General features: G+C 37.7%; 12 protein-coding genes and 1 pseudogene. All 13 read right to left on the bottom strand.

The annotated features are described in order from the left end of the window. Nucleotides 1-42: 42 nt before the first annotated feature. The 13 genes and pseudogenes from BuS5_RS18525 to BuS5_RS18470 all read right to left on the bottom strand — a co-directional run bounded on the left by BuS5_RS18525 (nt 43) and on the right by BuS5_RS18470 (nt 14,759). On the bottom strand, nt 43-672 hold the full coding sequence (locus tag BuS5_RS18525; protein ID WP_157487435.1) for a hypothetical protein: 630 nt from the start codon (nt 670-672) through the stop codon (nt 43-45). After that, on the bottom strand, nt 663-1,229 hold the full coding sequence (locus BuS5_RS18520) for an FkbM family methyltransferase (RefSeq protein ID WP_027354543.1): 567 nt from the start codon (nt 1,227-1,229) through the stop codon (nt 663-665). Before BuS5_RS18520 ends, BuS5_RS18525 begins: the two co-directional genes overlap by 10 nt. 177 nt (nt 1,230-1,406) lie before the next feature. Further along, nucleotides 1,407-4,835 (bottom strand): glycosyltransferase, encoded by a 3,429-nt coding sequence (locus BuS5_RS18515; RefSeq protein WP_027354542.1) that lies wholly within the window; start codon nt 4,833-4,835, stop codon nt 1,407-1,409. Then, on the bottom strand, nt 4,832-6,592 hold the full coding sequence (locus BuS5_RS18510; protein WP_274427850.1) for a class I SAM-dependent methyltransferase: 1,761 nt from the start codon (nt 6,590-6,592) through the stop codon (nt 4,832-4,834). Before BuS5_RS18510 ends, BuS5_RS18515 begins: the two co-directional genes overlap by 4 nt. A 252-nt stretch (nt 6,593-6,844) precedes the next feature. After that, nucleotides 6,845-7,081: pseudogene (locus tag BuS5_RS20600) on the bottom strand (DUF4214 domain-containing protein); the annotation flags it as partial. Between the two features lie 205 nt (nt 7,082-7,286). Next, entirely contained in the window at nt 7,287-8,510 is a 1,224-nt protein-coding gene (locus BuS5_RS18505) for an ABC transporter ATP-binding protein (protein ID WP_027354541.1), read from the bottom strand. Continuing rightward, nucleotides 8,507-9,646, bottom strand: coding sequence for a glycosyltransferase family 4 protein (locus BuS5_RS18500; protein ID WP_035265904.1), 1,140 nt, complete (start codon nt 9,644-9,646; stop codon nt 8,507-8,509). The genes BuS5_RS18505 and BuS5_RS18500 overlap by 4 nt, the downstream gene beginning before the upstream one ends. Before the next feature lie 172 nt (nt 9,647-9,818). Next, complete coding sequence (locus tag BuS5_RS18495; RefSeq protein WP_232223093.1) at nt 9,819-10,598, bottom strand: ABC transporter permease; 780 nt, start codon at nt 10,596-10,598, stop codon at nt 9,819-9,821. Between the two features lie 42 nt (nt 10,599-10,640). Beyond that, on the bottom strand, nt 10,641-11,618 hold the full coding sequence (gmd, locus tag BuS5_RS18490) for a GDP-mannose 4,6-dehydratase (protein WP_027354537.1): 978 nt from the start codon (nt 11,616-11,618) through the stop codon (nt 10,641-10,643). Nucleotides 11,619-11,875: 257 nt separating this feature from the next. Continuing rightward, nucleotides 11,876-12,397 carry an AAA family ATPase gene (locus tag BuS5_RS18485; protein ID WP_027354536.1) on the bottom strand — a complete coding sequence of 174 codons (522 nt, stop codon included), beginning with the start codon at nt 12,395-12,397 and terminating at the stop codon, nt 11,876-11,878. Between the two features lie 98 nt (nt 12,398-12,495). Then, entirely contained in the window at nt 12,496-12,840 is a 345-nt protein-coding gene (locus BuS5_RS18480; protein ID WP_035265902.1) for a DUF2304 domain-containing protein, read from the bottom strand. A gap of 18 nt (nt 12,841-12,858) precedes the next feature. After that, nucleotides 12,859-13,557 carry a glycosyltransferase family 2 protein gene (locus BuS5_RS18475; protein ID WP_035265900.1) on the bottom strand — a complete coding sequence of 233 codons (699 nt, stop codon included), beginning with the start codon at nt 13,555-13,557 and terminating at the stop codon, nt 12,859-12,861. 50 nt (nt 13,558-13,607) lie between these two features. Further along, the gene (locus tag BuS5_RS18470; RefSeq protein WP_027354535.1) at nt 13,608-14,759 is read right to left on the bottom strand and encodes a glycosyltransferase; all 1,152 of its coding nucleotides are present in this window, start codon (nt 14,757-14,759) and stop codon (nt 13,608-13,610) included. Nucleotides 14,760-14,766 lie beyond the last annotated feature (7 nt).

The following is a 14,766-nucleotide window of genomic DNA, read 5'->3' as shown; positions in this document are numbered from 1 at the left end:
TGTCCTTATGTTTTATTTGGGTGCTAACTATAATACAGCATTTTATCCGACAATCACAGACACAGTAGCACAACGGAAATCTTTATCTTCAAACCAGCAAATACCTTCCTGAACCAGCGTTAAAACAAGCTGAAAATGCCCCTTTTTTTCCGGTGCAATGATATAAACAGTTTCCTCAAATTGCTTGTCCGGGAGTATTGTTTCGCAAGTCAATGTCGTTCTTATCCCATCATATTGATAGGTGCTTCCGCCTGCATTTAACCAGTGATACGAAAGCAATACGGGATGTATTCCATTGCAGTGCCATGGCTCTCCACTTTTGTTGGTCAAGGTAACCACCCCCTCAAACCGTTCTCGCTGCGACACGGTTTCAGGCACCGATTTGGCTTTTATCTCGCCAGAAGTATTTAAGATATCTGGCACAGGTAAATTCAGTGAGTCAAGTTTTAACTTTATTTCCCGCGAAAAACCACCCACCAAATTCGGGAATCGGTGTTGGATAACATGCTCATACATCACAAAATAGGCTTTATCCGGCACATGCAGGTTGACAATAGATTTATTGTCCGCATCGATTGCATACAAGACAGGAAATACGGAACGCATAAAATCCAAAAAATCTGGAATTGTGATGCGCTGAAGCACATCAAGACAAAAATGGTTCATCTCCATGACCACCGTAGGTTGATGATTTGAGAGGAATCCCCCCCCCCTTGAATTACGTTTTGCTCAAACCCTTCAACATCGATTTTGAGGAAACTCGGTGTTGGTTTCTTATCTGCAAAAAAATTATCAAGGGTGTCAATACGGATATTTTCTGTCATATGTCCTTCTACTGGGCGGATCTTCTCGCTTACAAAGCCGCCGGAGCGATTATTTTTTGCAAATGTTATCGATAACTTTTCATTTTTATGACCTAAGCCTATGTTAACCGCCTCAACATTAGATGTGCTGTTTGAACGCAAATTGCTTTGCAATATTTTGAAAGTGCTTGGACTGGGTTCGAATGAGTAAACGTATTTGACCAGATTTGAAAACAAAAGTGAAGTCAATCCGATATTAGCACCGATGTCAGCGACCACATCTTCTGGTCCTAAAAGTGCCCGAAACAATTGCACCATATGTGGCTCAAAATTGTTGCCCATCGCGGTAAGGTATTGATCATCTGACGAAACCTGATAGTTCTTGTTATCGATTTTAATATTCTTATTTTCCATCTTATTTTCCATCTTATTTTACCTCAGTTTTCAATTTACGATTACACTGTATCGCACAGCAAGCTAACCAGTTTATCTGCAAAAATTTTTACAGTGTGTCCGATTTCACCATTTTTGACGGTAGTATTAAACACCCTCATTTCTGAATTAAAATAAATTTACCGTGGTCCCCTTTATCCCTTTATCCCTTTATCCCTTTATTGCATCCCCTTTATTGCCATTTATTTTTCCTTGTATCAAATTTAATATCTCTTTTTTTACAATACCTACATTGATCTGTCTCAAACAGACCAAATCATACTTACAACATTCTGTGCTTGGGCAATGGCATGGTGAGCAGGATACATCGGAATAGATAATAGTATTCTTACCGTATACTGGTTCCCACTCTTCTACAGTTTCTTGTCCACCGTAAATAGCAATCGTGTTTAAATTCAAATATGAACAAATATGCGCACCAAAAGAATTGTTTACAATCGCAATGCTATTTTCCTGAAGCGAATCAAATAGTTGCGAGTAATTCAAACCACACAATATACTTAATTTATCTATTTTGGTAAAATAATCAGCCAATTTTGCATCATTTTTTGTCAAATATACATTTATTGCATCTATAGAACTATTTTTTGACAATTCTTTTGAGAGTTTAACAAAATTTTCCAAAGGCCACTCTTTTATACTATTGCCTGCCTTTGGAAATATGGCTATCTGAGTCCCAGTTGTTTTCTTGGAAGAAAGTGACGGAAAAAATATGTAATCATTTATATCTGATGGAAGACTGTCTATTAGTCTAAGCATCTGCAAAGAGATTGACTCTTTGTTGTGAGAGATAATTTTGTATGGTTGATCTATTTGCGAATCTAAACATATTTCTAACTTTTTATCTATAATTTCATCATAAACTTGGTATCCTACATGCAAATCTGATACTACTCTAGTAAGTAAAAACCTAGTATCTCTTTGCCTTCTTAAATCTATAGCTATATCATATTTTTCAAGCTTAGACAAAAGAGATACTACCTCTTTCTCTATTACCTTTGGAGATTTGCTTGATTGCATCTTAAAATAATCAAAGGTATAAATATTATCAAATAAATTTAATTTTTCTGCTATCTCAACATTCCAACTACCCACAATGATGTCAATCTGTGCATCTCTATACCTGCTTCTAAGCTTACTAAGAGCCGGTATAGCCAATATTAAGTCACCATTATGATCTAACTTCAAAGTTAAAATTTTTTTTCCTTTTCTTTCAAATACTTTACTGTGAATAACTTTAACTCCATTGTTTATAATTGAGTTATGCTGTAAATTTTCCATATCATCTATAAATTTATCTGCCAAGATACCAGGATAGTATTTTTTATAATTTAATATTCCATTTTCAATCAAATAATCTTTTACACTCTTATTATTATATACAATATGAATTGCTGCGGCAAAAGTAATATAATCTGCATCATTAAAAATCAACTGTTCTTTGCCAATAGTATAGCCGACCGCAGTAGTATTGAGTGCTATCACAGGAAGTCTATAGTATTGTGCTTCCAAGACAGGAACACAAAAGCCCTCATGCTCTGACATAACCAAAAATATATCTGAATTGATATAAAATGTTTTGAGCGATTCTATGCTGACCATATTATGAAATTTGATTAGAGGGTTTAATTGATATCTGTCTATCAATGTTAAAAGCTCTTCAAAATATCTATTTAGATTTGGATCAATACCTCCAACTATATTTAACTCTATATTAGTACCATAGTTATCTCTATATGCTTTCATAACTTCTATGAGATGTTTATGTCCCTTATTTGGCGAGACTCTGCCAACAAAAAGGAGTTTGATACTTTTGCTGTTTTGTAAATCTGAAGAAAGTTTTGAATCAATCATAGTATATTTTTTTAGCTCATTATACTTATAAAATGGAGGATGTATCCTAACATTTAAAGGCTTGGCACCATATTCTATCAATTCATCTGCATTGAATTGAGAATCTGCAAAAAATATTATATCTTTCTTTAGAATTACGATCTTTTTTGTTTGTTCAATACCATTTCTGCAGTTTATATATGCGTCTTCAAAATATGGTTTAAAAAAATCTGGTGGTGTTATATTGTGATATTTTACAATGATTTTACATTTAGCTTTTGATAACAGTTGATAACCATTCTCCCAGTAGTTTGCATGATGATAGATGAAGGTCGTATCTAAATCAGCAATATAGCTGTTTAAATTTTTTTTATTTATAATGTTGTACCGCGATAAATCCAATGCAGGATCGAACTCTTCAGCGTAGATAGCAACATCATCATATCCATTTAATTTTAAAATCTCATATTCATATAATATATCAAATCCTACAGCATCATTTTTGCCTATATTGAAATATGTTAGAATTATCCTTTTATTTTTATTTGATTTTATCTTATTCGCAATGATATTGAACTCATCAATATATCTATCTATTACTTTATCCCAGTTTGCTATCTCTTTAGCATATATAAATCCTTTTTCTCCTAAGCTTTTTATCTCTTTTATATCCATAATATTAATTTTCTTGAGAACTTCCACAAAGCCATCTTGAGTATCAGCAGAGAAACCCGCTTCACCTGCATCAATTAGAGCATTGTATGTTGCTAAACATTTTTTGTTCACTATAATAGGCTTTTTAGCATACCAAGATTCAAATATAACTCTTGAAAAACTTTCATTTTCACTCGGATTTATAAGTGATAGACACTCTGAAAGTAATTTTGATTTCTGCTCTTCGCTGACTAAGCCTAAATCTACTATATTTTCACTTTTAGGCTGTACAGGTAATTCGCCCACACCGGCAATCATTAATTTCAAATCTGAATTTGTCTCTTCTACAAATTTATCAAAACTTTCTATTAAAAGGTGGGTGTTCTTACCTTTATCTCTTCTGCCAAGATAAAGTAGATATTGACTATATTTAATGTCAAAATGTTGATCTACTTCCACACCTCCATACACTACTTTTGATTTGTGAATAATAGACGGACCAAAAATTTTCTGTGCTACTTCATACTCACCAGATGAAAGGAAAAGAATACTTTTAGCATTATAAAAATTCTCTTGAACACAATCTAAATAAGCGTAAGATTCATTATGTAAACAAGGTTGTATTACAGCTTTTTCTTTGACCGCATTTATTCCTTTTATAATATTTGGAAAAAGGTAAGGTAAAAAAAGAAAAATATCATATTTTCCTTTTTGTTTAACAATGTAGTTATGTAAATCTGGAGAATATATATTTTCATTTAAAAAAATTTGTTCTTCTTCGTTAGAAAGTGGTGATAATCCAGGTATAAAAGATGTTTTTGGTACTTGCATTAATTTTAGGTTGATACTATCAAAAGCTAATGTGTCTCGTTGTTTAACTTTAAATCTTTTTATTTTTATTTCATCTTCGACATACTCTTTTGCCTCATAAAAATTTTCAGACCAATCAGATAAAAAATCTTTAGAGCAGGTAGTCAATACCTCTATATCAATCTTTCTATCTGTAAATCTTTTTGCTATTTGCCAAGCTTGTTGTTCTGCCCCACCTTTTAAATCTTTCCCAAACCAGGGAATTACTAATGCCATTTTCATATTTTATATCCGATTACTGAATAATCCATTGAACTAGCAAACAAATGATTAAGATTAGGGTCTTCATAATGTGTATCTTCAGGTTTATTTACTCGTTCAAGTTTAATTTTATTAAAACCTATTTTACTTAGCAAAAATTCTGTAGTTTTTGGAGGGATAGGGTTAATATGAGTAGGGTCAGTATAAAAATTACAAGCACCAACTAAGACATTTTCTGGATTTGGTGTTTCAAATATAACCATTCCTTCTGGTTTCAAAACCCGGAGCACCTCGTCATACATTTTCATTAAAATTTGAAAAGGAAGGTGCTCGATAATGTGAAAACCTGTAACGACTGAAAGAGATTCTTCTTCTAATGATGTTAAATATTCTCTGACATCAGCCTGTTGTACATTCAAGCCTAATTCTTTGGATTTAGCCACCATTATTCGATTAATATCTATACCCTGGGCTTTATAGCCATGTTCACCAAGGAGTTCAAGCCATTCACCTCTGCCACAGCCCAAATCCAAAGCTCTTATTTCTTCTTTTTTAAACGGTAAAGCTTCCAAATATGGTAAATACACCTCAACTCTTTTTTTTATGTCTTCTCTTGTGCCCCTGAAACGATCTTCAAACTCAACATAAAATGGATCTAATTTATGTTTTTCTTCATCCGTTAATAACAGCAATTCTTTTTCATTAAAAATTTCATCAGGGAGCCTTTTTTTAGCTTCATCTATAAGATTCTGCATATTTTGTTGTGATATTTTCATATACTCTTTTGCATAACTTACGGTTTGCAGATATAATTTTAACTCTGTTTTGTCGGCTTTTGAAGCAATTTTTGAGTGTAAATCATCTGACATTAATTCTAATCCTGCAGTAAAATCTGTCTGCGTATTTGTCAGGTCAGCCTTTGTTGTGGTCAGGCTTTCCGACACCTCGTGAATATCATTGCTAAGAGCTGCTTTGGTGGATGTAATCTTTTCTGCTACCTCGGTGATCTCTTTTGAAAGACTTGCATTGGTGGTGGCAATCTCTTCTGAAACTGCAGTGATTTTCTTTGTAAAATCTGTCTGCGTATCTGTTAGCTTCTCTGAAATTTCTGTTATATCATTTTTCAAATCTGTCCGGGTGGATAACAGATCTGCATTAGTGGATGCCAAGTCTGATTGAGTGTCTGACAAATCTGCATTGGTTGTGGCAAGCTCTTCCGAAACTGCGGTGATTTCTCTTGTCAGATCAGCCTTTGTTGTGGTCAGGCTTTCCAACACATTCTGAATATCATTGCCAAGAGCTGCTTTGGTGGATGTAATATTTTCTGCTACCTCGGTGATCTCTTTTGAAAGACTTGCATTGGTTGTGGCAATCTCTTCTGAAACTGCAGTTATTTTCTTTGTAAAATCTGTCTGCGTATCTGTCAGCTTCTCTGAAATTTCTGTTATATCATTTTTCAAATCTGTCCGGGTGGATAACAGATCTGCATTAGTGGATGCCAAGTCTGATTGAGTGTCTGACAGATCTGCATTGGTGGTGGCAAGCTCTTCCGAAACTGCGGTGATTTCTTTTGTCAGATCAGCCTTTGTTGTGGTCAGGCTTTCCGACACCTCGTGAATATCATTGCCAAGAGCTGCTTTGGTGGATGTAATATTTTCTGCTACCTCGGTGATTTCTTTTGAAAGACTTGCACTAATGGTGGCAAAATGCTCATACAATTTATGAATATTTTCCTTTCGGGCTTTTGTATTCAGGATTGAAGCAATTTCATTCTGCATATCTGAAACATGATTTCTTAGAGTATGAATATGTGAGTGAATTTCTTTTGTCTGATTATTTAAAAGATTGTTTTTTATGAAAAGTTGATTTTCCAGAACCTGAATATTTTTTAAAATAGCCGGCAGGTTGAGTATTCCGGTTAAAATTCGGATTATGTATCCAAGCAGTGGTATTTTAAAAGAAGTCTGAACAATAAAAGGTAAAAAAAGGCCTTTAACAGAAATTTTACGGCTGCGTCCTTCACGGGAATAATGGAGTCTGCCTAATATTTCCGCTTTGGTCAATCTGCCATTCCGCAAATTTGTTAAATAATGCTGTTTACCATTATTATCAGCAGACCGACGTAACAATGCCTTATAGGCATTAGTAATAAAATCAAGATCGTGATATCCTGATAATTCATTCAGAGTATAAGCTTTTTTAACCGGCAGTGGCGGCACATCTGATTCAACAGGGGATTGTGGCAAAACCGGACATGTTGATAACATTAAATCAGGCCCATCATTGTTAAATGGTAAAAAAGCTTGATCAGCATTATCAGGCAGTGATGAGGGCTTTTCTAATATTTGTGAGGAGGATCTATCATCATTACGGTCGGAAGATTGATGGGATGCAGATTGCAGCTTTCTCAATTTTACTTCTTTCCGGATGCGCTCCATAATTTCTTCTACACTGATTTTCGGTATGTTCGTCTCAATCATCTTTATTACCTGTTTCACTCTTAATATGGAAATCCGGTTTTAACCGGACAAAACCTATGAAAATATCATCCCCCCCGGCAACCACTTCAAAAGCTACACTCTTGTCCAACCAGTGAAAACATTCATTAACATGGGTATCTCCGGTATGGAGAGCCACAGAAACTGTGTATTTGCCGGGCCCTACATTAAACTCTTTAAAATAATACTCAATTAAAAGGATCTGCCCTTTTTTAATACAGATCTTTTTTTTTAAATGAAAAGAATTTGTTCCATATATATCCTGACCGAATTTATCTCTGATTCCAATTCCTACGGTAAGATCATCTATGGTCTCTTCTCCGGCTAATCGGATCACAATTTTGGCCGGACGGCCGGATATTAATATTTCCGAGGGGTTATTATTTTCATCCTGCAAAGAAACATCATCAATTCTGACCATATAATTACCATACCCTGAAGATGTATCATCACCCTGATATCTGATATCTTCTCCTTTTGAACGTTTTGCAATGAGAAAATTATATGTGTTTATAATAGTTTCAGGGTCGGCCTGTTGAACAACATTACCTCCTTCTAACAAAATGGCCTCATCACAAAGAATCTTCACCGCATTTGAATCATGGGATACAAATATGATGGAACCCCCATTATTTTTAAATGCCTTTATTTTCTGCATGCACTTCTGCTGGAAATAAGCGTCTCCAACCGACAAAGCCTCGTCCACCACAAATGCATTGGGGTCGGCATGAATTGCAACAGAAAATGCCAGCCGCATGACCATACCGGAGGAATATGTTTTTATGGGTTCATTGATAAACTCGTGCAGTTCTGTAAATTCAATTATTTCATCAAGTTTTTTTTCTATATCATTGCGTGAAAGCCCAAGGTATGTGGCATTATGAAAAATATTATCCAAGCCTGAGAATTCAGCATTAAATCCGGTTCCCAGCTCAAGAAGTCCTGTAATTTTACCATCAATATTCACAGAACCTCTATCCGGCATCAAAATACCCGTTAAAATTTTAAGAATCGTTGATTTACCGGCGCCATTCTCACCGATAATCCCTAAGGTTTCTCCCTGTTTCACTTCAAAACTTACATTATTCAGCGCCTGGAATACCCTGTGATAAGAACGATGCAGAATAATTTCTTTTAAACGGTCAGATGGAGACTGGTAAAGTTTAAAGGTTTTTGAAATATTTTTAACGGAGATCATTTACCAACCACCATTTTAAAAAGTTCAAGGGTTTCACCTGCGGTCCGGTACCAGGAAAATTTTTCTGCCTGCTTTTGGCCAAGTTTAACAAGCTGATTTCTGTACTCCTGGTCATGGATTATGGTTTCAATGGCCGCTGCCAATTCATCGCTGCGGGCAGGATCTATGAGAATTGCGGCATCCCCTGCAGCTTCAGGCATGCTGGCTGCATTGGAACAGATTACCGGGCATCCACAGGCCATGGCTTCAACAATAGGCAGCCCAAAACCTTCGTAGATGCTGGGATAGACAAGGGCTAAGGCTCCATTATAAATAGCTGTCAGGTCATTATCCGAAATATGGCCTGTAATATAGATACGATCCTTAAGTCCTGCGGATTTAATTTTCTCAAGCCATTCCTTATCACCCCAGCCCTGCCAGCCTACAAGAACCAGCGGAACATCAACGCTGACTGCCTGCATGGCGTTAATGAGAAGGTCTATATTTTTACGGGGCTCAAGGGAGCTTACAAACAGCAGGTATGATTCAGGAAGGCGATATTTTTCTTTTACCTTTTTTACTTCAGCAGCAGATTTCAGGCCGAAAACAGGATCAGGCGCCAGGGGAATTGATGTAACCATTTCCGGAGGGATACTGAACTCTTCTATAATTTCCTGACGGATAAATTCGGATATGGTTAAAATATGGCTGACAAACTGCATTCTGTTTTTAAGGAAATACTCAAAAAACCAGACCCTCTCGCGGGGGTGGGTTGACCGGAACCTGCGCAGGGAAAGATCATATATTGAATATATGGTTGGAACGGCAGTCAATTTTGCAGGAACAAATGCAGTTTCGTGGTAGATGTCAAAAGAATTTTTTCGGCAGATTCCACGCAATAATTTCTCATATCGCAACCAATGAACAGAACGTAGACCAAAAACAACCGGATCCGGCAAATTCCATACAGCGGCTGTCGCCTTTTGCCATTTCCTTGAATCAGCAAGAAACGGCATATCATCAACCAGTTTCTTTCCTGTCAAATAGGAAATCTCAACATTGTTCATTGCGGCCATGGCAGAGTACATATTCCGCAAGTATCTGGCAATACCGGTCAGAAGGCCGGTCATTGGTATTGCATCAACCAGAATTTTCATAGCTTATTCTTCAGCTCCAAAACCACTGGATAAAAATAAAAAATCCCGGTAAGGTAAAAAAAATGTAAAATTAATAAAAGGTAAACTTTAATATGGGCTTTGATTCGCTTCCGGATTAAAACATATCCGCCAAAAAAAATAATTGCCCAAATGAGAAGAAACAATAATTCAATCATAAAAAATCTCTGATATCCTTTTCGAGGTAACGAAACATAACGTAAGAAAAAAACAGGATAAAATGTGTAATGACTGCCAGGATAACAAGGGCATTGAAGGCAGGATAGTCATTAAAGATAAAAATCCTCTGATATGATTCGACTAAAATAAAGGCAGGGTTATAAACAAGCATCTTCTTGACAAAATCCGGCAGGATATCAAAGACATAAACAATAGGAGTAAACCAGAACCAGAGCTGTAGAATTACTCCTGTTATTTCACGAACATCTCTAATAAAAACAGTCAGCGCCGCTACAAATAATCCTATGCCAAAAGCAAGAAGCTGCTGAAGATAGTAAATAAACGGCACCAACAGTAGATTCGTATGAAAAGGATAATCCTGAAAAGCAAGGAAAACAAAAAAAAACAGCATGGATAATAGATATGTTATGGTTTCCGACAGGTTAATGTGTATAAGCAGTGAGGGAAGCGAGGTGTTTATTTTTGTGATTATATGCTTTTTGTCTATAAATGCCGAAGCTGAACGGCTGATTGTTCCTGCAAAACTGGTCCAGGGAATCAGGCCGGCTGCAAGGTAAATACCATAGGCGTTCATATTTGATGTGCCGGGAAGGCGCGCTCCCATCAGTTTTCCAAAAATAATTAAATAGATAAAAAGATTTACCAGCGGCCAGATTATAGCCCACAGGGAACCAAGCACGGAACCGGCAAAACGTTCAGCAAAATCACGCCTGGTAATTTCCAGGATAAATGAAGCATTCAGTGTTGACATCATTGTAACGAATCTTTTATTTTTCAAGGATGCGTACGAAACAAGCTATAAATTCAGGTCTGACTCTACCATCATCCTGACAAGCTCTTCAAATTTAACCTTTGGTTCCCAACCTAATTTTTTATATCCCTTACTATAATCTCCCTGCAGCAAATGAACCTCGGCAGGACGATAAAATCTTTTATCAATAGAAACATAATCCTCCCACTTAAGGCCGGCGCAGCCAAAAGCCTGCTCTAAAAACTCTCTAACGGAATGGGTCTCATTTGTTGCGACAACAAAATCATCCGGCTCATCCTGCTGAAGCATCAGCCACATCGCTTTAACATAATCCCCGGCAAAGCCCCAATCCCTTTTTGCATCCAGATTGCCTAAACGCAATTCATTCTTTTGGCCTGATTTTATTTTTGCAACACTACTGGTTATTTTTCTTGTAACAAATTCAAAGCCCCGTCGCGGTGATTCATGATTAAACAATATTCCGCTGACAGCAAACAATCCATACGATTCCCGAAAATTCCTTATTAAATCAAACCCCACAACTTTGGTAATCCCGTACGGTGAGCGTGGATAAAAAGGGGTATTCTCATTTTGCGGCGTTTCTTTGACCTTCCCGAACATTTCGCTTGTCGCGGCAAAATATATTTTGCATTCAGGCGACTTTTCTTTAATAGCGGACAATACATGAAGAGTTCCATTTATGTTTGTATTAAATGTTGAAAATGCGTCCTCAAATGAATCTCCGACAAAACTCTGAGCGGCCAGATGGTAACATTCATCAGGCTTTATTTTTTCAATAACATTAAAAAGGCTCGGGTAACTTTCCATAGAAGCCGTATGCAGCGTAATCCGCTTTAATATATGATTAATCCTGTATAATCTATGGGCAGGATCTTCAAAAGCGACTCTGCGGATAATACCATGAACTTCATAGCCTTTGCCAAGCAAAAATTCAGCTAAATATGAGCCATCCTGTCCAGTAATCCCTGTAATCAGTGCACGTTTCATTTCATTATTTCTCATCTATATCTCCGCGTAAATAATTTCACTGCGTTATCGGTTAAAAACCTCGGTCGACGTACTATCAGTACGTCTCTCTCTGGCTTTTCTCTATATCCTTGTAAAATTAATTATCTCTAAATCGGCGGCCTGCATCTTCCTCTTTAAAGTAAGGAGCGATAAAGAGCTGCGTAGTCATTCCCCATCCTGGGACCCATAAATAATGATTCATACCTTTGTCTGGCTGCCCTTCCCATCGCCTCGCTTAATTTAACATCACCCTATAAAAAAAAATAATTATCCCCGACTTTCCGTCTCCAATATTCCTTCCTTGACTCTTCCGGTTGCGGATAACTATATTCTTCAACACTGACAGGGATAACACTGGTTTTATGTTGGTATGGTAAAAGATCCAGACTTGTTTGCAAATAATTATGGGAAGTAACCACAATTTCCACAGCATAATGCCTGGCATTCTCTTTTATTAAAGCATGAATGCTTTTATCCAGGATTTCCCGTGTTTCAATTACACCTCCACCGAAACTGATATGAATAACGGGATATTTCTGCGTCCAGTCCCGGTTTTTTTCCAAAAACAAGCCTTTGAAATATTCTTTTTCCGCTAAAAAGGCCTGCTTCAGGGTATCAAGGAATAAACTCTTGCCGAATCTTCGCGGCCTGAAAAGAAAATAATATTTTCCGTTGTCGATCAATTTTTTCAAAAGCGCTGTTTTATCAACATAATAACCATACTTTTGTCTGATTTCCTTAAACGTGGATATGCCTATGGGTAATTTTTTCATATTTGAACTTGTGGAACATTTATAACGCTTCGTAAGTAAGGAACAAAAACGAATTAACTTCCCCAACTATGCATCACAGTTTCATTATCATGTTGGAATTATTCCGGATTCTGCTTTTCTCCTTCCATAACAGCAAGCCGCTCTGTCAACAAGCGTAATCTTTGTTCCTGCCTTGATCGTTCAATATCATTAACAAGCATTTTAATCATTATTACCCCCATACCGGCTATAACAAGAAAAATCGGTGGGTAACTTACGCCCAGAAGCGTTGCCACAAAATCATTCAGATCCGGAAATGCCCCGAATAAAACAATTGCGCCTGATATCAGCAGCCAGAATAATGAATGTCTGGCATGTAAAGTATCTTTTCTTACAAGATAAATTATAAGCACGGCTATTGTCAGCCCTAATACCAGAGATGTCAAACGATAAGAAAACAACATTAAATTGTAAATTTCCTCCTATAAACGGGAATCAGGTCGGGAATCAGGTTTTGACTCCCGGCACATTTTAGACAAACACAATATTAAGGTTTTATAAAGATATATAATAACGGCTCCCCATGAAGAAAATACTTTAGACTTGCCGTATGCCCTGGTATTCATTTTTACCGGAATTTCCATTATTCTAAAACCGTTTTTTTTTAGATAAAGAAGGGTTCCAATATCCTGATAATCAAGAAGCGCCGTCCGGTCGGATACAAGAGCTGAAAAAGCGGCTCGATTATATGCGCGCAGCCCTGAGGTAATATCCCATGTTTTTAACATTGAAATCCTTCGCAGCCAGGGCCAGGCAAATTTTCTGGCGGAAGTACCACGGGAAAGGCATGAACCGATAACTACATCTGACTGTTTGTTTTTAACCGGAGCAGCTACCTGCATAATCGAATCGGCGGAATGCTGACCATCGGCATCCATGGTCACCGCAATCTCATAACCGTGCCGGACAGCATACCGGAAACCGGTTCTTACGGCGCCCCAGGCGCCAAGCCGCACAGCATGAGGCAATAAGACAGCTCCGGCAGCCCTTGCAGCATCGGAAGTGCCGTCATCGCCGGCATCATCTATCACCACTACATCACAGGAGACCAGTTCCTTAACCTTAAGGACAACATCGGCTACTGTTTGCTCTTCATTCATGGCCGGGATAAGAACTATCATACTATCCGACTTGAAACCTTTCGCTGCGTCCGGAGATCATCCCTTAAAGCCTATAAAACAGTATCATACACGGCTGCAATTTGCCGGGCAATATTATTAATTTTATAAAATTTATTAAACTCTTCTTTAGCCGCATTCCCCATCCGGTTTTTTAATTCCGAATTTTTCGACATTATCCTTATCGCCGCCGCAAGAGCATCCGGATCGTCCGGCCTGACCAATAATCCGGTCTTATTATGTTTTACAACACAGCCAATGCCGGAGCCGGTTATATTGCCTGCAATAACAGGCTTTCCAAATCGCATTGCTTCAAGAAGAACAAGGCCGAAGGCCTCGGTTCGTTCAACAGAAGAAAGGCAGAGGAAATCACACGTTTCCAGCAGTGCGCAAACTTGCTCTTGTTCCATAAGGCCTGTCAGCTTCACCCGGCCGGCAAGTCCGCTTGCGTTAATCAGATCCTGCAGATGCTGCCGGAGCTCACCATCACCCACGATAACAACCATGGCGTCAGGCGTTTTTGATGCCGCTTTGATCAACACATCATGCCCCTTATAGTATGTTAGTCTTCCTATTGCAAGAATTCTGGGCTTTCTGCCGCCCCATATTTTTTCCATCCGGTTTTTCAATTCAAGAGATGCAGTTTTTAAACGCGCAGGATTTATACCAAGTGGAACGACTATGCATTTATTTTTCCATGGCTTTAAAGCGCTGCTTGTTGCCAGATAAGGCGGGGAAGTTACAAATATTGCACTTGACCTTTCCAGGAGAAGGCTTTCCAGGGGACGGTAAAACCTGTAGGCAAAGTTCAACCGGAAATCAATATTAGAAACAGCTACATCCGAATGCCAGTGAATCACAGATGGAATTTTTTTTGCCGGCATATGGAATAAAGCCCAGAATGCCGATGTATTAGGCATGTGCAAATGCAAAATTTCCGGCTTAAACAAACGAACAATGCGCCTCAGGATAAAGGGAAACAAAGGGCTCAGAGGCGCATAAATCAAAGTACCATAGCATGGGGCCTGCCAAATTTGAACGGAATTTTTATTTTTAATCAATCCGGTTTGTTCAGGCGAATGACTGTGCACCAGGGCTGCGGCATTCACTCCTGCAGTTTGCAATGCAGGAAGGAGATCGCCTAAAAAATTTTCCATGCCGCCGGATACAGGCGGGTAAAATTTTCCGATATGAAGAACACGCATTCTATAT

This window comes from Desulfosarcina sp. BuS5 (genome assembly GCF_028752835.1).
Classification (GTDB): Bacteria; Desulfobacterota; Desulfobacteria; order Desulfobacterales; family BuS5; genus BuS5.
The sequence above is the reverse complement of the archived record's forward strand: the minus strand, read 5'-3'. Positions and strand labels throughout refer to the sequence as shown.

Excerpts from the sequence above, each read along its gene's own strand:
- BuS5_RS18525 (WP_157487435.1), bottom strand. The coding sequence starts at position 672 with ATGGAGATGAACCATTTTTGTCTTGATGTGCTTCAGCGCATCACAATT.
- BuS5_RS18495 (WP_232223093.1), bottom strand. The coding sequence starts at position 10,598 with ATGATGTCAACACTGAATGCTTCATTTATCCTGGAAATTACCAGGCGT.
- BuS5_RS18520 (WP_027354543.1), bottom strand. The coding sequence starts at position 1,229 with ATGGAAAATAAGATGGAAAATAAGAATATTAAAATCGATAACAAGAAC.
- BuS5_RS18485 (WP_027354536.1), bottom strand. The coding sequence starts at position 12,397 with ATGAAAAAATTACCCATAGGCATATCCACGTTTAAGGAAATCAGACAA.
- BuS5_RS18505 (WP_027354541.1), bottom strand. The coding sequence starts at position 8,510 with ATGATCTCCGTTAAAAATATTTCAAAAACCTTTAAACTTTACCAGTCT.
- BuS5_RS18515 (WP_027354542.1), bottom strand. The coding sequence starts at position 4,835 with ATGAAAATGGCATTAGTAATTCCCTGGTTTGGGAAAGATTTAAAAGGT.
- BuS5_RS18500 (WP_035265904.1), bottom strand. The coding sequence starts at position 9,646 with ATGAAAATTCTGGTTGATGCAATACCAATGACCGGCCTTCTGACCGGT.
- BuS5_RS18470 (WP_027354535.1), bottom strand. The coding sequence starts at position 14,759 with ATGCGTGTTCTTCATATCGGAAAATTTTACCCGCCTGTATCCGGCGGC.
- BuS5_RS18510 (WP_274427850.1), bottom strand. The coding sequence starts at position 6,592 with ATGCAGAATGAAATTGCTTCAATCCTGAATACAAAAGCCCGAAAGGAA.
- BuS5_RS18475 (WP_035265900.1), bottom strand. The coding sequence starts at position 13,557 with ATGATAGTTCTTATCCCGGCCATGAATGAAGAGCAAACAGTAGCCGAT.
- gmd (WP_027354537.1), bottom strand. The coding sequence starts at position 11,618 with ATGAGAAATAATGAAATGAAACGTGCACTGATTACAGGGATTACTGGA.
- BuS5_RS18480 (WP_035265902.1), bottom strand. The coding sequence starts at position 12,840 with ATGTTGTTTTCTTATCGTTTGACATCTCTGGTATTAGGGCTGACAATA.